21 protein-coding genes are annotated in these 17,689 nt (G+C 45.7%); 9 read left to right on the forward strand and 12 right to left on the reverse strand.

The annotated features are described in order from the left end of the window. Positions 1 to 34 precede the first annotated feature (34 nt). Positions 35 to 1,273 carry a hypothetical protein gene (locus HW988_RS08725; RefSeq protein WP_181607268.1) on the reverse strand — a complete coding sequence of 413 codons (1,239 nt, stop codon included), beginning with the start codon at positions 1,271 to 1,273 and terminating at the stop codon, positions 35 to 37. A gap of 396 nt (positions 1,274 to 1,669) precedes the next feature. On the opposite strand from HW988_RS08725, the gene cysK reads away from it, so the two are divergent. Together cysK and HW988_RS08735 are read left to right on the forward strand one after the other, a co-directional pair. After that, positions 1,670 to 2,659: a cysteine synthase A gene (gene cysK, locus HW988_RS08730; protein WP_181607270.1), complete on the forward strand. Its 990-nt coding sequence runs from the start codon at positions 1,670 to 1,672 to the stop codon at positions 2,657 to 2,659. A 7-nt stretch (positions 2,660 to 2,666) separates the two neighbouring features. Further along, positions 2,667 to 3,413, forward strand: coding sequence for an endonuclease/exonuclease/phosphatase family protein (locus HW988_RS08735; RefSeq protein ID WP_181607271.1), 747 nt, complete (start codon positions 2,667 to 2,669; stop codon positions 3,411 to 3,413). Positions 3,414 to 3,425: 12 nt separating this feature from the next. Here HW988_RS08735 and HW988_RS08740 read toward each other — a convergent pair whose 3' ends face one another. From HW988_RS08740 to HW988_RS08755, 4 genes are all read right to left on the reverse strand, one after another. Continuing rightward, entirely contained in the window at positions 3,426 to 3,731 is a 306-nt protein-coding gene (locus tag HW988_RS08740) for a BrnA antitoxin family protein (protein ID WP_255490282.1), read from the reverse strand. Beyond that, positions 3,628 to 3,963, reverse strand: coding sequence for a BrnT family toxin (locus HW988_RS19250; RefSeq protein ID WP_181607274.1), 336 nt, complete (start codon positions 3,961 to 3,963; stop codon positions 3,628 to 3,630). The genes HW988_RS08740 and HW988_RS19250 overlap by 104 nt, the downstream gene beginning before the upstream one ends. A gap of 110 nt (positions 3,964 to 4,073) precedes the next feature. Beyond that, on the reverse strand, positions 4,074 to 4,601 hold the full coding sequence (locus HW988_RS08750; RefSeq protein ID WP_181607279.1) for a hypothetical protein: 528 nt from the start codon (positions 4,599 to 4,601) through the stop codon (positions 4,074 to 4,076). Continuing rightward, complete coding sequence (locus tag HW988_RS08755; protein ID WP_181607281.1) at positions 4,588 to 5,112, reverse strand: RNA polymerase sigma factor; 525 nt, start codon at positions 5,110 to 5,112, stop codon at positions 4,588 to 4,590. Before HW988_RS08755 ends, HW988_RS08750 begins: the two co-directional genes overlap by 14 nt. A gap of 69 nt (positions 5,113 to 5,181) precedes the next feature. On the opposite strand from HW988_RS08755, the gene HW988_RS08760 reads away from it, so the two are divergent. The 4 genes from HW988_RS08760 (at position 5,182) to HW988_RS08775 (ending at position 8,667) form a co-directional block, all read left to right on the forward strand. Further along, complete coding sequence (locus HW988_RS08760; RefSeq protein WP_181607282.1) at positions 5,182 to 5,811, forward strand: hypothetical protein; 630 nt, start codon at positions 5,182 to 5,184, stop codon at positions 5,809 to 5,811. Positions 5,812 to 5,822: 11 nt separating this feature from the next. Next, complete coding sequence (locus HW988_RS08765) at positions 5,823 to 6,098, forward strand: heavy-metal-associated domain-containing protein (protein ID WP_181607283.1); 276 nt, start codon at positions 5,823 to 5,825, stop codon at positions 6,096 to 6,098. Further along, positions 6,073 to 6,450: a hypothetical protein gene (locus HW988_RS08770; RefSeq protein ID WP_220128843.1), complete on the forward strand. Its 378-nt coding sequence runs from the start codon at positions 6,073 to 6,075 to the stop codon at positions 6,448 to 6,450. Before HW988_RS08765 ends, HW988_RS08770 begins: the two co-directional genes overlap by 26 nt. 150 nt (positions 6,451 to 6,600) lie before the next feature. Next, a complete protein-coding gene (locus tag HW988_RS08775) occupies positions 6,601 to 8,667 on the forward strand; it encodes a sodium-translocating pyrophosphatase (protein WP_181607287.1) in 2,067 nt (688 codons plus the stop codon). A 144-nt stretch (positions 8,668 to 8,811) separates the two neighbouring features. Here HW988_RS08775 and HW988_RS08780 read toward each other — a convergent pair whose 3' ends face one another. Then, entirely contained in the window at positions 8,812 to 9,084 is a 273-nt protein-coding gene (locus HW988_RS08780) for a TMEM165/GDT1 family protein (RefSeq protein WP_142700100.1), read from the reverse strand. A 66-nt stretch (positions 9,085 to 9,150) separates the two neighbouring features. Between HW988_RS08780 and HW988_RS08785 the strand changes: the two genes are divergently transcribed. Together HW988_RS08785 and HW988_RS08790 are read left to right on the forward strand one after the other, a co-directional pair. Then, positions 9,151 to 9,738 (forward strand): exopolysaccharide biosynthesis protein, encoded by a 588-nt coding sequence (locus tag HW988_RS08785; protein WP_255490283.1) that lies wholly within the window; start codon positions 9,151 to 9,153, stop codon positions 9,736 to 9,738. Between the two features lie 68 nt (positions 9,739 to 9,806). Beyond that, positions 9,807 to 10,244 carry a cysteine rich repeat-containing protein gene (locus HW988_RS08790; RefSeq protein WP_181607289.1) on the forward strand — a complete coding sequence of 146 codons (438 nt, stop codon included), beginning with the start codon at positions 9,807 to 9,809 and terminating at the stop codon, positions 10,242 to 10,244. 33 nt (positions 10,245 to 10,277) lie between these two features. Here HW988_RS08790 and tsaA read toward each other — a convergent pair whose 3' ends face one another. Genes tsaA through HW988_RS08810 form a run of 4 tightly spaced genes read right to left on the reverse strand, consistent with a single transcriptional unit; the run spans position 10,278 to position 14,823 of the window. Then, positions 10,278 to 11,051, reverse strand: coding sequence for a tRNA (N6-threonylcarbamoyladenosine(37)-N6)-methyltransferase TrmO (gene tsaA / locus HW988_RS08795; protein WP_181607290.1), 774 nt, complete (start codon positions 11,049 to 11,051; stop codon positions 10,278 to 10,280). Then, positions 11,033 to 11,815 carry an RNA methyltransferase gene (locus tag HW988_RS08800; RefSeq protein WP_181607292.1) on the reverse strand — a complete coding sequence of 261 codons (783 nt, stop codon included), beginning with the start codon at positions 11,813 to 11,815 and terminating at the stop codon, positions 11,033 to 11,035. Before HW988_RS08800 ends, tsaA begins: the two co-directional genes overlap by 19 nt. Next, the gene (gene metG, locus HW988_RS08805) at positions 11,815 to 13,887 is read right to left on the reverse strand and encodes a methionine--tRNA ligase (protein ID WP_181607299.1); all 2,073 of its coding nucleotides are present in this window, start codon (positions 13,885 to 13,887) and stop codon (positions 11,815 to 11,817) included. The genes HW988_RS08800 and metG overlap by 1 nt, the downstream gene beginning before the upstream one ends. Positions 13,888 to 13,905: 18 nt before the next feature. Then, positions 13,906 to 14,823 (reverse strand): carbonic anhydrase, encoded by a 918-nt coding sequence (locus HW988_RS08810; protein ID WP_181607301.1) that lies wholly within the window; start codon positions 14,821 to 14,823, stop codon positions 13,906 to 13,908. A 130-nt stretch (positions 14,824 to 14,953) separates the two neighbouring features. Here HW988_RS08810 and HW988_RS08815 point away from each other — a divergent pair, with 130 nt between their 5' ends. Continuing rightward, on the forward strand, positions 14,954 to 15,913 hold the full coding sequence (locus HW988_RS08815) for an aminotransferase class IV (RefSeq protein ID WP_181607303.1): 960 nt from the start codon (positions 14,954 to 14,956) through the stop codon (positions 15,911 to 15,913). 54 nt (positions 15,914 to 15,967) lie between these two features. Here HW988_RS08815 and HW988_RS08820 read toward each other — a convergent pair whose 3' ends face one another. Both HW988_RS08820 and HW988_RS08825 read right to left on the reverse strand, forming a co-directional pair. After that, positions 15,968 to 17,011, reverse strand: coding sequence for a rod shape-determining protein (locus tag HW988_RS08820; protein ID WP_181607304.1), 1,044 nt, complete (start codon positions 17,009 to 17,011; stop codon positions 15,968 to 15,970). Position 17,012: 1 nt separating this feature from the next. Beyond that, on the reverse strand, positions 17,013 to 17,630 hold the full coding sequence (locus tag HW988_RS08825; protein ID WP_181607306.1) for a hypothetical protein: 618 nt from the start codon (positions 17,628 to 17,630) through the stop codon (positions 17,013 to 17,015). Between the last annotated feature and the right edge of the window lie 59 nt (positions 17,631 to 17,689).

A 17,689-nucleotide genomic window follows, 5' to 3' on the forward strand; every position in this document is an offset into this window, starting at 1 on the left:
TGAACGGAAAAGTCTTGTCGAGGTGCGTATAGGGTTAAATGACTCGTTGGTTTCTGACTTTGGTTTCAAGGATGATGGCTCTGCCGTCGGCTCCATTTTTGCCGTCAGCCCCCGGAGCGCCATTTTTGCCATCGCTTCCAGCTGCCGCACCCTCAGTGCAGGCAGATGGTCGATTTCCAGGAGCGCCACCTTTTCCACCAAGTTGACCAGCTGATCCTTTGCCGCCAAGGCCACCTTTGCCAGGTTTTTGATAGATTTCTAAAAAGAACTCAGAATCATCAGTGACTTCGATTTTAACAAATCCAGCATCGCCACCATTTTCGCCGTCCTGCCCTGGGAAGCCATTAGCACCATCTGCGCCATTGGTTCCATTTGTAGGTTTAGCTTTGCATTTATCACCTGTGTTAACGCAAGTATCAGGATTTTTTTTGCCAGCACAGCTTTGACCGCGCTCAATTATGCCATCCGCACCTTTTGCTCCATCAGCAGCACGGGGAGACAATAGAGATAATCCCTGTTCAACAGCATAGTCGTTGCCGTCTTTTCCATTGTGTCCATCTTTTCCAATCATCGCGATTTGAAGTTTTCCGATGGCACGATCGGCTTTGATTTTGATGTTTGAGCTTCTATTTGTTTTGGAAGGCTCATGTGTAGGATGTGTGACTATTTGAGAATATTGACCTGGCTTGCCATTTTGGGTCCCCACCACGTCTTCTACAATTAAAGTACGAGCTATAATCGTGAGATCAAAGCCGTTTGTGATAATTTTAGTATCAGTTCGGAAGTACGCGCGGTTGACATTCAACATTTTTAGATCGGCATTTAGAGACCGACTATTATAAACTAGCAAATCAACGGGGGCGGTGGCGATATTTTCGTATTCTCCGATTAAAACTCCGCCGTTTGCTATTGATGCATATGCTCTGATTCGATAAGAGATCTGTTCACCTTGTGAAACGATTCTTTTGAAATAGTTTTTTCCAGTAACCGTTTCCTGGTATTGATTGTTCAGATAAATTTCAACCGACCCAATAGAATCGGGCCACTGAATTTTGAATTCGTAGTCGCCAAGATCCTTCTCTTCAAAAGTAACCGGAACAGTAGATTCCTTAAGCTCCACAACCGAATTCTTCTGATCCTCTTGAATTTTCTTAGCGACGTCGTCAGCCAAGTCTTGACGTTGTTTATCCTCAGCATCTTCCTTCTTAAACGCACAAGCGCCCAAGGAAACACACAATCCAATGATCAAAATATTTCGCATCGAAATCGGCATAAAAAGACTCCACCCACCACGGGCTAGAATAAAAAATCACATTCTTTATAACCGAAAATCAGTTTGCAGGCGGTCTCAAAGCAAGTGCCAGAAATATCTACTAAGGTTGTCTGAGTTTTAGACAGGGGCCGAGGGATTGGAGCAATTTGGCGGCATCCTGGAATGCGGTGAGGAACCGCAGCGGAAATGAAAGTTACCACAAGGTCCGCAATAAAAATGCCGAGCGACAACCTGTCTAAAAACTCGACATCCGTGCTCGCCCAAACCCAAATAAACCTTACGAGCGCAAAAACTCCCCAGACCCCCGAATCTTCCCTAGAAACACCTCCAAACCAGGAGTAGAATGGACATCTACTCTCCAGTCCGAGGAGACCAACAAAAAAGGACATTTCAGCAATGAGAATCTATTCAGATATCACCAAAACCATCGGAAAAACCCCGCTCGTACAAATGCAACGCCTGGGTAAAGATCTGCCCGGAAAACTTCTTTTAAAACTCGAGTTTTTTAATCCACTTGCTTCGGTAAAAGACCGCATCGGTCTGGCGATGATTGAAACCGCCGAACTTCAAGGCAAACTAAAAAAAGGCATGGAGATCATCGAGCCCACAAGTGGTAATACGGGTATTGCACTTGCCTTCGTCGCAGCTGCAAAAGGTTATTCCATTACTCTGACAATGCCAGAAACAATGTCCCAAGAACGCAGAACCTTGCTTTTGATGTTGGGAGCAAAAATCATCCTGACACCAGGTCCATTGGGCATGAAAGGCGCCATCGCAAAAGCCATGGAACTTCATGAGGCCAATAAAAATTCCTGGATGGCAGGTCAATTCGATAATCCTGCGAATCCAGCAGTCCACGCTGAAACAACAGCCTTGGAAATCTGGCAAGATACTGACGGCCAAGTCGACATGGTCATCAGTGGGGTCGGAACATCGGGAACTATCACAGGTGTCGGCAGAGTATTGAAAGCAAAAAAGCCCTCTGTAAAAATGATCGCAGTGGAGCCCACAGAAAGCCCCGTCCTATCCGGCGGTAAGCCCGGCCCTCATAAAATTCAAGGTTTGGGAGCGGGCTTCATTCCATCCGTGATGGATCGCTCTGTGGTTGACGGTGTTGAACAAGTATCTTCTGAAGAGTCCATGAAGATGGCTCGTGAAGTGATTAAAACTGAAGGCATTCCGGTAGGTATCTCTTCAGGGGCGGCGATCCTAGCAGGTCTTCGTCAGGCCGCTAAAGAAGAAAACCGCGGTAAAAATATCGTGGTCATCATACCAAGTACAACCGAGCGCTATCTTTCAACGCTTCTTGCAGAACAGGAGCGCACTGAATCTCAGGCGTTGAAAGTCCACGAAGTGGATGAAAAATACTTGGCGCGAGTGAAATAAGGAGTCTATGGTTCCTTTTAAAATTCCAGATATGGAGAAAGTTTTAATGAAGATCGGGGAGGCCGGCCAGCTGCTGGCTCCCACGTCGGAGTTAAACATCTTTGTCTGGAATGTGTATAAGGGGCAGGGCGCGAAGATCTTTGAAAATGATTTTCGTAAACACGGTAGCGGTAAAGACTTTATCATGCTGCAAGAGGCCCTTGTCGATAACAAGATGCCGCTTTTATGGACCAAGGACTTTTCCACTTACGAGTGGCATTTGGCCCAAAGTTTTCACTATAAGAAAAATCAAAACAGCACCGGCGTTGCGATCGGATCGAAATACACTCCGAGTGCTGTGGATTTTATTCGTTCAAGTTCGAGAGAGTTTTTTTGGCTGACGCCGAAACTTACCCTTTTTAGTGAGTATGATTTTGAAGGAAAAAAAATCTTAGTTGTCTGCACCCATGTCTTAAATTTCGTAACGACGGGTGCTTTCACAACATCTCTTTACGAAATCGCCGAGCGCATCGCAAAATTCGATGGCCCCGTGGTGCTCGCCGGAGATTTCAACACTTGGAATGTAAAACGCCATCTGATCATGAAAAGTATTTTCCGAGATTTAGGCTTAGAACATATCGATTTAGAAAACGACGGACGCCTGTTGAAACTAGATCACGTCTTTGTCCGAGGCTTTGAAGTTCTAAAAGCAGAAGTGCATAGCTCCGTTATTAGCTCTGATCACTTCCCCTTAGAGATTAAATTGAAACTTTAAGTAGAGACACACTTAAACAGCTTTTTTCAAGATGTCGTTAATAAGGCTCTGGTAAGGAATTCCCTGTTTCTTAGCTTTCTTTTTAATTTTACTAAGAACGTCTTCATCAATGCGGATAGAAATAGCCTTCCTGGGGAATCCGGAAATCAACGGACGCCCTAGTGGTTTTAGCTTCTTTAGTTGTTCATCGGTAAGTGCTGGGATGTCCGAGTAGTCAATCTCGGAGTCTTTGACGATTCTCCCTATACCGACTTTTTTCGCCCGCGTTAGCACTTCGTGCATTGATAATACGACAGTATTGGATTTCTTTTTCTTCATAAGTTGAACTCCTAGCAGTAAAGACGACGGTAATCAGTCGATCATTAATGGACATTCCGATAGCGATAAATCGACTCTCCAAGGCAGAGTGCTTTTGATCAATGTCAGTGAGGATGTAGTTATCCAGCCAAATTGTGCCAGCCTCACTAAAATCAATTCCATGCTTTTGAATGTTCTTAATGCTTTTGTCGGGATCCCACTGAAATAGCATCCCTGATTTATGTATATACATAAATATTCCCCAAGTAAAGACAATAGGGGATAAGACATGTGCAATTTTAGACACACGGTAATCAGCAATTTATGGGTAACAGGTATTTTCGAAATCCGAAACGCGGTGACTTAATTTTTAAAAGGAATAAGCTTTCTAAGAGTCATGCGCGAAGCAGAAGCCATTTCTGCTGCCACCACAGCGCCAAACACCCACAATAAGCCCGCTTCAAATGAAATTCCACGAGCCAGCATAGCGAAAGCCCCTAAAGACAATAACGCCACAGAGCCAATCGTGAGCACGCGAGAACGCATCAATACCAACCACTCATCATATTTCAAAAGCACTCTTGCCATTATAAAAGTCACAGCCAAATAAAAGGCTCCACAAAATGCTTGGCAAAAAGCCGGGGAGATCTTCATGAAAACATCCATCAAGCCCTCGCCCGAAAAAAACAAGCGAGTCCCAAATTGAGGACACGCCATCAAAGTAAAGAATGAACTCACCAAGTGAATCCCGCCAAGTTTCAAAGCCACCGAAGATGTTTTCGGAGCAGAAGCAGAAATTTCCGCACGAATTTTATTTAAGACAAAAGAAGAACCCGCAGTTTCACCCGCATCGTTTTTAAAAGACTCAAAATCATTTTTAATGTCTTTCATTGTTATTTCTCCTTAAGGCTTTCAAAGCGCGGCTGACCAGTTGGCGGATATTGCTGTTAGAGGTTTTCATACGTCGAGCCATCTCTTCGTATTCCAGCTCATCCAGATACCTCAACCGTAAGGCCTCTTGCTCCCGAGGACCCAGTTCCTTTAGCAAAACCGCAGCCTCTTCCTCATGCTCAACATTAGGAGCCGAGTCGTCACTTTGTGACATCTTATCGTCCCATTCGAGGTGGTTTTTGATTTCACGATTTCTATAGTCTTTGAGCTCACTTCGAGTGATGACATAGATCCAGGCCAGAGCCTGGTGTTTCGGGTCATAGAGGTGTTTTTTACGAAAGACCTGCATAAAAACGATTTGTAATACATCGTCCGCGCGTTCTGCAGAAAGACCACGCTTCTTAATATAAGATAAAACGCGCCCGGAATGTCTCGTATAGAGATAATCCAATGCCTTGGTTTCTCCCTCTGCAAGGGAGATTAAAAGTTCTTCGTCTGTTTGGTCTTCCAACTTTTTTTCTATCACTTTGTCACAAAGCCTCTGCCCCCATCCTAATAGCGTATGAAGGAACAAACAAGTATGAAGATGCTCACTTTATTTTTGATACTCATCACAAGCTTCAGCACGCAAGTGCAGGCCCATCCTGTGTCCTACCAAGGGGCTACGTCTCTGATGTCTTATAATAAACCCGGTGAAAACGAGTTGCTACTGACTTATTCTTTTCAGTCGTATCTTGCAGCTGGTCTGTATTATTTCAAAGTCGAAGATGTCAGCTATACCTTGCCACGAATTAATTATCTCGCAAAACGCTGGAATAACGAGGATTCCCAGGGAAACATCTATCTGAGTGCCGGTTACGGCACCGAGAAATCCTATGATCAAAGTAAAGGTGTGGGCTACGCTTCCATTGATCTTGATTGGGAGTCGCGTAAATACTACACCGCTGCTTCTTACGGAAGATTTTTTCGTGATCACTCAGAACCCCAATTAAGACCTGATTTTGAAATGATGAAACTGCGTGCAGGTGTTGCTCCGTACTTGGCTGATTATAACGATATCAATGCTTGGTTTATTCTTCAGGCTGATAAACAAAATGATACGGGTGTGGAGCTCACACAGTTCATCCGTCTTTTTTACCGCAATGTTCTGGTTGAGTTAGGTGCAGGCTTTAACGGAAATTGGGCATTTAACTATATGGTTCATTTTTAAAGGGAGATTTTATGAAGTCGTTGATTTTTGTTCTGTCACTTTTGTTTTCAATGAATGCCTTCGCGGCTGAAACTGAAACTGTAGGCGTTAAAGGCATGGTGTGCTCTTTCTGTGCGCAAGGAATTACAAAAAAATTCCAAGAGCAACCCGAAGTGTCGAAAGTTGAAGTAAGCCTTGAGAAGAAGTTCGTGAAGCTGACTTATAACGAAGGCAAAAAACTCACCCACGAAAAAATCGAAACACTGTTAAAGGATGCGGGCTATGAAGCTAGCTTCGACAAAAAATAGTTTTTTAACTTATCTGACTTTATTTAGTTCCGCGGGAACGCTGGTATGCTGTGCTCTTCCTGCTTTATTTGTAAGTCTTGGCTTGGGAGCTGTTCTGGCTGGTGTTGCGACAAAAGTGCCTGGGCTGATCTGGATTTCCGAACATAAAGTTGAAGTGTTCATTTTTGCGGCAATCATGCTTTCCGCAAACGGATTGTGGATGTGGTTTAACCGCAACGCTCCTTGTCCCATCGATCCTGAACTCCGGGATGCCTGCATAACGGGCAGAAAGTTCTCAGCTCGAGTTTATGCGATCTCTGTGATCATATTTTTGATCGGAGCCTTCTTCGCTTTCATCGCGCCCAACCTCTAAATGGCACGGACACTCTTTGTCCGTGCTCCCCCTAACGCAGTGAGCCTGAAAAAGCGAATCCGCGAAATTCACTTCGTTGACTGGATGCAATGTTTTGATTATCCCTAAGTCTTCGTAATTTAAACGAGAAATCAAACATGGAGTGCAACAATGTTTAGTAATAACTTGCTAATGTCTCCAGCGATCGCTGGGGTTATTGGTTTGGTGTTGGCAGTAGTTCTGTACCTTCGCGTGAAGGCACAACCGACTGGCAATGAAACTATGAATCGTATCGCGGGCTACGTGCGTGAAGGTGCGATGGCTTTCCTTGTGCGTGAGTACAAGGTTCTTTTCGTCTACGCTATCGTCGTAGGCTTGGTTCTATGGTTCGCATTGGGCGGTATCGCGGCAGGATCATTCATCCTGGGTGCATTCTTGTCTTTGCTTGCGGGCTTCTTCGGTATGAAAGCTGCGACTTACGCAAACGTTCGTACGACTCAAGCGGCGGCAACTGGTTCTAAACCAGCAGCTCTTCTTGTGGCGTTGGATGGTGGCGCTGTTATGGGTCTTTCCGTAGCAGGTCTTGCCTTGATCGGTTTGGGCGTTATTTACATGATGTTCAAAGATCAAACTGAAATCGTTGGTACGATTCTTCACTCGTTCGCAGTAGGTGCTTCTTCTATCGCACTTTTCGCGCGTATCGGTGGTGGTATCTACACTAAAGCGGCTGACGTAGGTGCAGATATCGCTGGTAAAGTTGTAGAAAACATTCCTGAAGACGACCCTCGTAACCCAGGCGTTATCGCCGACAACGTTGGTGACAACGTGGGTGACGTTGCGGGTATGGGCGCAGACATCTATGAATCAATGGTTGCGGCGATCGTTTCTGCAATGGCGATTGCTTTGACAATCCCGGCAGAAGGTTTGAGCAAACTTTTGACTGATGCTTCTGATGCAGCTGTTGTTCGCGGTGCGGGCGTGGCTTTGCCTCTGGTTCTTTCTGGTCTTGGAATGATCATTTCTATCGTTGTGATTTTCTTGGCTCGTGCGTTCAAAAACGGCAAGCCAGCGACTGTACTTCGTAATGCTTTGATCGTACCTCCAATCTTGTTGACGATCGCAGCAGCGATCATTCTTCCAATGTTCGGTATCTCTCAAGCAGTAACTGTGGCTTTGGCAGCAGGTGCATTCGGTGGTGCTTTGATTGGTCTTATCACTGAGTACTACACAGCTCATCGTCCAATCCGTCTGGTTGCTGAAGCAGCTTTGACTGGTGCCGGTACTGGTGTGATCCGTGGTTTGGCAGTAGGTATGGAATCGACTGCTATTCCAATGTTGATCGTTGTGGCAGCAGCGTACATCGCTGACCACGCTTTGGGTCTATATGGTATCGCTATCGCAGCAGTTGGTATGCTCGCTGGTACTGCAGTTGTAATGACTGTAGATGCTTACGGACCTATCGCCGATAATGCGGGTGGTATCTCTGAGATGTCTGGTCTTGGTAAAAACGTTCGTGACATCACTGACGAATTGGATGCTGTTGGTAACACAACTGCAGCTATCGGTAAGGGTTTCGCGATCGGTTCTGCGATTCTAACAGTTCTTGCTCTATTCTCTGCATTCAACATGGAAGTGAACCACATCCGTTTGCAAAAAGGTTTGCAAGCAATGTCTTTGGATCTTACTTCTTCAGGTGTATTGATCGGTATTTTGATCGGTTCCATCCTTCCGTTCCTAGTTGGTTCAACAACTATGACTGCGGTTGGTAAAGCAGCTCAAAAAATCGTGGTTGAAATTGCTCGCCAATTCAAAGAGATCCCAGGTCTTCGCGAAGGTAAAGCTGAACCACAACCGGCACGTATCGTAGACATCGCGACTCAAGCAGCGTTGTTCGAAATGATCTTGCCAGGTATGATCGCTATCCTTGCTCCTGTAGCAGTTGGTTTCTTGTTGGGACCTCAAGCTCTAGCAGGTCTTCTTGCTGGTGGTTTGGCAGTGGGCGCGACTTTGTCTCTGTACATGGCGAACGCTGGTGGTGCATGGGATAACGCTAAGAAATTCATCGAAAAAGGTGGATTGCCAGGTCATCCAAAAGGTTCTGACGCTCACAAGGCGGCAGTTGTTGGTGACACTGTAGGTGACCCGTTCAAAGATACTTCTGGTCCTGGTATCGCGATCTTGATCAAAGTTATGTCTGTCGTATCTTTGTTGATCGCTCAATTGATCGCTACTATCTAGTTGCGATCTTCTGACCGAAGTCGAAAATAAAAAAGGAGCCCCTCGAGGCTCCTTTTTTTATTGTCGAATGCTAATGTTACATAACGCGTGTTTGTGGGTTATCAGATGTTAGTACGCAAAAAAATCACTGTCGTTTGACGACCTTTAACTTTTGGCAGTTAAAACCCAAATACCCACGAGAATAAATAAAGTCCCCGAAACGTATTTCATAATCTGCGGATTTAACATTTGTCCAAGATAGCGTCCAAAGATCACGCCCAATGCGCCAGCTAAACCAAGAGCCAATACCACCGCGATTAAAACCGTCATGGTTGATTTCGTCTGGCTAGACGCAGCGAGTGCTGCGAACTGAGTTTTGTCGCCCATTTCTGCCAGAAAAATAGTGATGAATGTGCTCGCAAAAATCTTCCAATCCATAGCCGGTCCTTTAGAATATAAGTCAACTTCGACTATTTTATGAAACAGGTTGAAAGGAAGGCAAGATTGAAAAGTGAGTTTATTGCCGCCATGGATCTTTTGCAGGAAGAGGCGGGCCATGGTGACCTCTCGCTAAAAAAAGTATTCAGTCTTCTGGGCGAGGAGGGCCACGGCATGATTTTACTTGTGCTGTGTTTGCCGTATCTATTTCCCATTCCCGTACCAGGCCTTTCCACTATCTCAGGGGGATTGATCATTCTGGTTTCGTTTTTTCTATTCTTAAGAAAGCCACCATGGCTTCCGCGCCGTTGGGAGAATGTTAAAATTTCAGCGCACACGATTTTAAGAATCAGCAACCATGCCGAAAAAGTATGGACCTATGTCGCCAAGATCGTAAAAAAGCGTATGCCTTTTTTGCATGACATGCATTTCTTTCGTCTGCTGAATTTCTTGGTCTTGGCTGTGAATGCCGTTCTGTTGGCGCTCCCATTACCGATTCCTTTTTCAAACACGGTTCCTGCTATTGCTATCGTCCTGTGTGCAATCGGGTACCTTGAAAAGGACGGACTTTTCACACTTTTTAGTTATCTGTGGTGTGGTGTCGTCGTTAGTTTTTTCGCATCCCTCGCGATGGGGGCAAAGCATCTGTTTTAGTACACAGATCATTTGCAATCATACGTTCACCCGCTATGATTTATATGTTCAATCAACAGGAGGAATGAATGAAATCTTTGATCGCACTTTGTGCTTTCGCCATGACGACTACTTTGACTACAGTCTCTTTTGCACAAACGCCTGAAACCACGGCGCCAACTACAACACCCTCTCCATCTGAACCCGCTTCAGGCGCAATCAGAATGGGCCCTTGCGCAAAAGATATGGATCTTTTGTGTCCAGGAGTGAATCCGGGCAAAGAGATGCGTAAGTGTATGAAAGATAACCGCAAGAAAGTATCCAAAGAGTGTAAAGCAAAAATGGCAGACATGAAAAAAGCCATGAAGGGTGTCCATGCGGCCTGCCACGAAGACGCTGAAAAATTCTGCGGCGACGTAAAACCAGGTAAAGGCGCGATGATGTCTTGTATGAAAGATCACCAAGACGAAGTTTCTCAAGCCTGCAAAGATAAAATCGAAAATGTGAAAGCAAAACACAAAAAGTAAAAAATAAAGCCGGGGAGACCCGGCTTTTTCTTTTCAAAAATGCTGCTTTAAAAACTCACGATGCAATTCTTTGTCCTGATAGGTGTCTTCAGGATTTTTTAAATCCTGTTCGGAATAACCACTTTCAATTCGAACGACGGTGATTTTTTTCTCTGCCAAAGTAAAAACACCGCGCCAAGTGCGATATGCAATTACGAATTCATTCTCAGTCAAAGCTTTCACGCGTTTCTTTTTTGAATTCGTGGGTTCAAATTCCAATTGATGTTGAAAAAATCCACGTAAATTTTCAAGGCCTTTGGCCTCCAGATAAACCAAAGCTTTCTCGGCACTCACTGAAAATTCCACGTCGTGTTTTTCGGCTTCATTCAGCCATTCCGGCTCGACACCAGGAAAGGCATCAGCATATGCAACATAAGGTTTGATGTCCAAAATCGGGGAGCCATCCAGGATATCAGCACCGGCAATCTCGATTTTCAATTTATCAATCGAAACCAAATCGACACAGCTCATCCCCACAGGATTGGGTCTGTAAGGGGAGCGTGTCGCAAAAACGCCTATCTTGGTACTGCGCCCGCGAGGCGGCAGCACCATGGGGTTCCAGTGGTCGTTGCGATGAAACGTAAAAATCACCCATATTTTTTTACAGCCCTCAAGGCCTTCGAGGGCCTGCTCGAAATTCTGTCCAGCTGAAAGCTCAATCACGCCCTTGGCGTGATGTGCATCTGGTTGTCTACCGGCTTCATAGGGATGCACCTGTGAGCTTCTAAAATGCCCAATGGGAGTCAGTTCTATTTTTTCGCTCGCCATTGCCTCATCCATTCAAAGCCTGCCACAGCGGCCGTCACGCCAACATTTAAAGAATTTTTGCGCCCGCGAAGCGGAATCACGCGAACTTCATCGATGACTTTTAAAATTTCCGGATCCAAACCGAAGCGCTCATTTCCTAAAATGAACGCCGTTGGCTCCGTATCGAAAGACTCATATAGATCTGAAGCAGAGGCTGCCGTTTCCAGCGCCACCAGGCGATAGCCATCTTCTTTTAAAGTTTCCAGGCAATCCATCAGGTGGGTGTGCTCTTCCCACAGCATGTATTCTTGAGTCCCCATCGCGGTCTTCCCAACCTTCCACTGTGTAGGGTTGGGAGTGTAACCGCAAAGTAAAATGCGTTCAGCGCCCAGGCATTCTGCCGTACGAAATATTGAGCCCACATTAAAAGCAGAGCGAATATTGTCTAAGACAAAGACCAGCGGCAAGGACTCCTGCGGAGTGGCGACCTTATCATTTTCAACAATAAGGAAATCATCATCTTGCAGATTACGATGTAAAATACGTTCAAAGGGTATCCCATAAGCCACAAAATGCTTTAAAGTCATTTTGCCATGAAGGTGCGCTTCCGAAGCCGCCAGGCGGCTGACGTCACCATTCTCGCTAGCAGAGAGAGCTGCGATCTTTTTTTTAAGTTCAGAAAGTTTTAAAGCATCAAAAGAAAAATCCCCCGAGGATTTTTCAAGCTCTATAAAAAGCTTGTGAATTTCATCGAGGGATTTTTTATCCTGAACAGAAAGACTCATTATTTCACTCTTTGGCCGACCTGGGCACCGTCATCCGGGGACAGCATGAATAGATCGCTTCCACCAGTTCCCGCCGCCAAGACCATGCCTTCAGACATGCCGAATTTCATTTTACGAGGTTTCAAATTAACACAAACCAAAAGTTTGCGACCGATCAATTGCTCAGCTTTGTAAGCAGCCTTGATACCAGAAATGATCTGACGAATCTCACCACCACCAATATCAATTTTCAATTTCAAAAGTTTATCTGCTTCTTTGATCTCTTCGGCTTCAACCACCAAACCTACACGAAGCTCCACTTTTTCAAAGTCAGCAAACTCAATTTCTCCAGGTTTCACGTCCGCATCTGTCGCAGCAGCTTTCTTTCCACCACCAGAGACTGCCGCAGCAGGTGCTGTGGAAGCCGCTTTCTTAGCCGCTTGAATTTCTTCATTGATCTTACGGCTTTCTTCTACCATCGCCTTCACTTTGTCAGCTTCCACGCGGGTTGCCAGATGCTCGTAATCACCAATCTCACGATTCGTAAGAACAGTATTCACGTCATTCCAAACGTACTCTTTTTCACCCAAAAGTTTCGCCACTTTTTCCGTGTAATACGGAAGAACCGGTTTTAGGTAAATCGCCAGCATTCTGAAAACATTCAAAGTCGTCGTGATAACTTGTTTTGTGCCAACTGGATCTGCATCCAATGTTTTCCACGGTGCTTTCTCATCAAAGTACTTATTGGCATCGTCAGCCAAAGTACGAATTTCAGCCAGTGCTTTGGCGAAATCGCGAGCTTCATAATGGCCCGCAATCACTTCCGATTTTGCTTGAGCATGAGCGATCAGCTTTTGCCCCTCAGTATCGGGAGTGCTCATTTTGCCGTCCATTTTCTTTTTCAGCATCTGGCCACCACGAGAGCCCAAGTTTGTGATTTTACCCACAAGCTCAGAATTCACGCGATTCACGAACTCTTCTAAATTCAAGTCGATATCATCCACTGAGCTATTAAGCTTCGTCGAGTAATAGAAACGAAGATATTCCGGATTTAAGTGATTCAGATAAGTGCGAGCGGCTATAAATGTCCCTTTTGATTTAGACATTTTCTCGCCATTCACCATCAAGTGACCATGAACGAACACTTGGTTTGGCGAACGGAAGTCAGCGGCCTTCAAAAACGCTGGCCAGAAAATAGTATGGAAGCGAGCGATGTCTTTACCGATAAAGTGGTAAATCTCACGCGTCGGATCCTGCCAGATATCTTTCAATGTCTTGCCATTGTTCTTAGCCCAGATTTCTGTCGTGGACATATAGCCCATGGGAGCATCCACCCAAACATAGAAAAACTTTTTGCCATCAGTGCCTGGAATAGGAAATCCAAAATACGGCTCATCACGAGAGATATCCAGGTCATGAAGATCTTCGTTAAACCACTCCAGCATTTTTTTAGCAATATCAGGTGCCGAGTGCTTTGGAATCCACTCAGCCAAATAATCTTTAAAGTCATTAAGTTTAAAGAAAATACTCTCAGAACCTTTAAGTACTGGAGCTGTTCCGCACATTGAGCAGTGCACATCTTTCATGTCGCTCGGTGAATAAGTCGAAGCGCACACGTCACAAGAATCACCATATTGTTCCTTAGCGCCACACTTAGGGCATGTCCCTTTAACGAAGCGATCCGGTAAAAACATTTTATCGTGATTGCAGTAAAGCTGCTGTATTGCCTGAGTGCGGGTGTGACCACCTTCCACAAATTTACCATAGAACTGCTCAATCAAAGCTTTGTTCTCTGGCGCGTTTGTTGAGCCATAGTGCGAGAACTTCACTTGAAAATCAGCAAAGTCGGCGGTGTGCTCTTTAAAGGAATTCGCAATCAACTGCTCAGGAGTGATACCCAATTCACGGGCTTTAACCATGATCGGAGTTCCGTGAGTGTCATCCGCGCAAATAAATACGCATTCATTGCCGCGCATGTTTTGAAAGCGTGCCCAGAAGTCAGCTTGCAAGTACTCCACCAAGTGGCCCAAGTGAATGTAGCCGTTGGCGTAGGGAAGGGCACAGGTCATCAAAATTTTACGCGGGGAACTCATCAGTCAAACTCCGTTTTTTTACTTATCTTGCCACTCCACCTTCCCGGTCTCGAGATGGTAAAGGGCTCTAGCAATTTTTACCTCACCCGAGGCTACAGCGTCACGCAAGATTTGAGATCGAGCCAAAAGATCGTGGGCCACGCCATTCACGTTGGCTGTGGATTCCTCAACGACACCTTCGCTAGGTTTTTTGCTCGCATATTGCTGTAAATGAGGCTTTAAATCCGCCACCAAGCTATTTAATGCAGGGCTACCAAGGTCCGCTCCATCCAAAGAGGCTAAGGCCGCTCTAACGGCCCCACAGGAGCTATGTCCCATGACCACAATCAGGTTAGACCCCAAGTGATCCACTGCGTATTCAATACTTCCCACGACATTATCATCCAAAGCTTCGCCAGCCGTGCGCACCACAAATATTTCGCCCAATTTTTGGTCAAATATAACTTCTGGTGGAACGCGGGAGTCACTGCAGGACAAAATAACTGCGTGGGGTTTTTGCCCCGTCGCCAGTCGAGCGCGGTCTTTGGCAGTGGCGCCATCCTTACGAACACTGCCTTTGATGAAGCGCGTGTTTCCGTTTTTTAACCAACCCAAAGATTTTTCCGCCGTGACGGGGCCTGCTTCGCGAGGTTTGTGTTCGGCCGGCACCTGATGATGTTCGCTGTGATCGTGCTCATCGTGAGTGGGTTTCGTGATTGCCTTGGCAGTGGCTGCCGTCACTGTGGCTTCCGGAGTTCTTTGCTTTTGTTTTGCAGTTTCAGCAGCCACAGCATCGCGAAGCTCTTGCGCGCGGGCTTTATCTGCGGCCGTTGTTTTGTCTTCTGCAGCTGAAGTTATCGGTGGAGTTTCTGTTTGATTTAAAGAGCGTCGACCTTGAAAGGCCGAACACGCGGACAAACTGATTGCAGCCAGTAAAAGAGTCACACGAAAAAACATTGAATCCTCCCTGATCGGTAATCTTATTGTCCAAATCGAAGCTTAAGATCGTCAAACTAAAAAACAAAAAACTTGCCAGAGTGAAAAGCTCTTCTGAGAATAGAGAAAGCACCTTAAGGAGTCGTCATCTATGTCAGTTGCCTTACTTACAGCCGAACAAGCCCGCGCCAAGCTTGCGGATAAAAATTATCCCGCACAACAGACATATCTAGCCATGTACTCGACGTGGTGGGACGGCATCGTCACAGAGCCCGGAATGATGGTGGTGCCTATCGATGACCACTTGGTTCACAGGGGCGACGGAGTGTTTGAGGCCATCAAGGTCGTAAATGGTCGAGTCTTTTTATACGAAGAGCATTTGCGCCGCCTTGAAAATTCCGCAAAGCTCATTGGAATTAGTCTTCCAATGTCTCTCGATAAAATGAAATCCATTATTGCAGAAACTGTGACTGCTGCAGGTGCAAAGGATGCTCTTTTAAGATTGTATGTGTCCCGTGGTCCCGGTGGTTTCACAACGAACCCCTATGATTCCATCAGCTCCCAGATGTATCTGGTGGTGACGACGCTTAAATTGCTGCCGCCAGAGAAATACCTGCAAGGAGTGAGTATCGGTAAAAGCGCCGTTCCGCCCAAGGATCCGACTCTTGCAAGGATCAAATCCTGCAATTATCTTCCCAATGTTCTTATGAAAAAAGAAAGTGTCGACCGCGGAATTGATTTTACGATTAATGTGGATGAACAAGGGAATTTCCTTGAGGGGAGTACGGAAAACGTTGTCATCCTGGACCGTGACGGGTTTCTGGTACGGCCACCGCTACATCAAATTTTAAAAGGCACAACCATGATCCGCACATTTGAGCTTGCTGAAAAATTGGTACAGTCTGGAAAAATCAAAGGGATCAAGGAAAGAAGCTTCACCGAGGACGATGTGCAATCCGCAAAAGAAGTCATGATGATTGGAACAACTCTTGATGTCTTGCCGGTGACGGCTTACGAGGGAGTAAAAATCGGTTCCGGCACTCAAGGTCCTGTGGCCAAGGAACTGAACGAGCTATTGCGCGAAGATATGAAGAGCGCGGTCTTAATATAAAAAAAAGCTCCGGCATTCCCCGGAGCTTTTTCAAATTGAACTCTAACTAAAAAACTAAACTTCCAACTGAATCTTATCTAAAAGTTCAGGATCAGAAAGCACAGCTTCGCCACCCATAGCGATCGCAGTCAGTGGGTTTTCCGCCACGCGAACAGATAAGCGCACTTCATTTTGAATACGCAAATCAAAATCACGAATCAAGGCACCACCACCCGCAAGGACAACGCCACGTTCGATGATATCAGATACCAATTCCGGCGGAGTGTGTTCCAGGGCTTTGTGAATGGCATTGATGACTTCTTGAATGCAAGAATTCATCGCCAGGCCCACGTCTTCAGAGCTCACTTCAATCGTTTTATTCATGCCGGTATCTGCATCGCGACCCGTGATAGTCGCCATTTTGATATCTTTTTTCGGAACCGCGGTTCCAATAGTCACTTTTAAATATTCAGCAGTCTGATCGTTGATGTGTAATTTTTTGTAGCGTTTGAAATAATCGATAATCGCATCATCAATTTTGTGACCACCCACGCGAGCCGCTTCGCAATATACGATGTCGGCAAGAGCGATAACTGCAACTTCCGTCGTGCCGCCACCCATGTCGATGATCATATTGCCCTCAGCGGATTTCACATTCAGACCTGATCCAATAGCCGCAGCCATCGGCTCATCAATCAAAAATACTTCTTTGGCACCTGCTGCTTTGCAAGATTCAATAACGGCTTTCTTTTCAACTTCGGTCACGCCGTACGGCAATGAAACCACGATGCGAGGACGAGAGAAGGCTGACTTTACGCCTGGCTGGCTTAAGAAATGCTTAAGCATCACTTCCGTCGTTTCAAAGTCGGCAATGACTCCGTCACGAATTGGTTTTTGCGCAAAAATATTTCCTGGATTATTGCTCAGCTTTTCTTTCGCATCAGTCCCCACCGCGATCACACGTTTGCGACCCGGGCTGGTTTGTTGGTAAGCAATCAAGGAAGGTTCGTTCAGGATAATTCCTTTGCCGCGAGCCGCGATCAAAGTATTTGCAGTTCCCAAATCTACGTACAGGTCTGCGGCAGTACCGGCTTCGTCTTTAAACAACCATGAAAACATACTATCTACCGAATCCTTTGCTCGTCTCGAAGGGGAAAGTCGCGAAAATACTGATGTAAGTGTAAGACTTGTTCAAGTCTACACCGAGTTCTGCACCCAACGTCATTGTGTCTTTTAACTCGGGGTGATGCCATTCCGTGCCCACTGCCAGATTTGTTGCGACGTAATTATCATCTTTTGTATTCAGGTAAGTGAATGGAATCGCCAGATATGGAACTGTCAGTCCGTATTCGGTATCAAATTTTTTACTCACCAGGGGAGCCGCTTGAAGTTGAACAACATTTTCATCTTTTTCGCGAGCAATGCCCGCGCCGAAGCGAAGTCCCATCGCTGGTTGATTGGCAATGTCTGGAAAAGGGACCCATTTAACACTCGCGAAAGCATTAAAGTCGATGGATCCGCCCCCCAAAGTCAGGCGACCGCTTGTGGAATCATTGAAACCAGTTTCCGCAAAAATGTTAAAATTTGCGCCGCTTTCTCTGTTGGTCAAAATTTGCGGTTCAACCCCGAATTGAAAAAGATTGGAAGGAAGGACCTCGGCCGATTCAATAATGCTTAGGTAAGCATGGGCAGTGGAGGATAAAAAGAGACAGAAAACGAAGTATTTAGCAAATTTCATCAAGAAAGACCTTTCACTCAAAAAAATGGTATCGAGTTGCGAATCATTTGACAAGACCT

It is taken from the genome of Bdellovibrio sp. KM01 (assembly GCF_013752535.1).
Lineage (GTDB): Bacteria > Bdellovibrionota > Bdellovibrionia > Bdellovibrionales > Bdellovibrionaceae > Bdellovibrio.

Excerpts from the sequence above, each read along its gene's own strand:
- HW988_RS08725 (WP_181607268.1), bottom strand. The coding sequence starts at position 1,273 with ATGCCGATTTCGATGCGAAATATTTTGATCATTGGATTGTGTGTTTCC.
- HW988_RS08750 (WP_181607279.1), bottom strand. The coding sequence starts at position 4,601 with ATGAAAGACATTAAAAATGATTTTGAGTCTTTTAAAAACGATGCGGGT.
- HW988_RS08820 (WP_181607304.1), bottom strand. The coding sequence starts at position 17,011 with ATGTTTTCATGGTTGTTTAAAGACGAAGCCGGTACTGCCGCAGACCTG.
- HW988_RS08765 (WP_181607283.1), top strand. The coding sequence starts at position 5,823 with ATGAAGTCGTTGATTTTTGTTCTGTCACTTTTGTTTTCAATGAATGCC.
- cysK (WP_181607270.1), top strand. The coding sequence starts at position 1,670 with ATGAGAATCTATTCAGATATCACCAAAACCATCGGAAAAACCCCGCTC.
- HW988_RS08775 (WP_181607287.1), top strand. The coding sequence starts at position 6,601 with ATGTTTAGTAATAACTTGCTAATGTCTCCAGCGATCGCTGGGGTTATT.
- metG (WP_181607299.1), bottom strand. The coding sequence starts at position 13,887 with ATGAGTTCCCCGCGTAAAATTTTGATGACCTGTGCCCTTCCCTACGCC.
- HW988_RS19250 (WP_181607274.1), bottom strand. The coding sequence starts at position 3,963 with ATGTATATACATAAATCAGGGATGCTATTTCAGTGGGATCCCGACAAA.
- HW988_RS08780 (WP_142700100.1), bottom strand. The coding sequence starts at position 9,084 with ATGGATTGGAAGATTTTTGCGAGCACATTCATCACTATTTTTCTGGCA.
- tsaA (WP_181607290.1), bottom strand. The coding sequence starts at position 11,051 with ATGGCGAGCGAAAAAATAGAACTGACTCCCATTGGGCATTTTAGAAGC.
- HW988_RS08790 (WP_181607289.1), top strand. The coding sequence starts at position 9,807 with ATGAAATCTTTGATCGCACTTTGTGCTTTCGCCATGACGACTACTTTG.
- HW988_RS08740 (WP_255490282.1), bottom strand. The coding sequence starts at position 3,731 with ATGAAGAAAAAGAAATCCAATACTGTCGTATTATCAATGCACGAAGTG.
- HW988_RS08800 (WP_181607292.1), bottom strand. The coding sequence starts at position 11,815 with ATGAGTCTTTCTGTTCAGGATAAAAAATCCCTCGATGAAATTCACAAG.
- HW988_RS08770 (WP_220128843.1), top strand. The coding sequence starts at position 6,073 with ATGAAGCTAGCTTCGACAAAAAATAGTTTTTTAACTTATCTGACTTTA.
- HW988_RS08735 (WP_181607271.1), top strand. The coding sequence starts at position 2,667 with ATGGTTCCTTTTAAAATTCCAGATATGGAGAAAGTTTTAATGAAGATC.
- HW988_RS08810 (WP_181607301.1), bottom strand. The coding sequence starts at position 14,823 with ATGTTTTTTCGTGTGACTCTTTTACTGGCTGCAATCAGTTTGTCCGCG.
- HW988_RS08825 (WP_181607306.1), bottom strand. The coding sequence starts at position 17,630 with ATGAAATTTGCTAAATACTTCGTTTTCTGTCTCTTTTTATCCTCCACT.
- HW988_RS08815 (WP_181607303.1), top strand. The coding sequence starts at position 14,954 with ATGTCAGTTGCCTTACTTACAGCCGAACAAGCCCGCGCCAAGCTTGCG.
- HW988_RS08760 (WP_181607282.1), top strand. The coding sequence starts at position 5,182 with ATGAAGATGCTCACTTTATTTTTGATACTCATCACAAGCTTCAGCACG.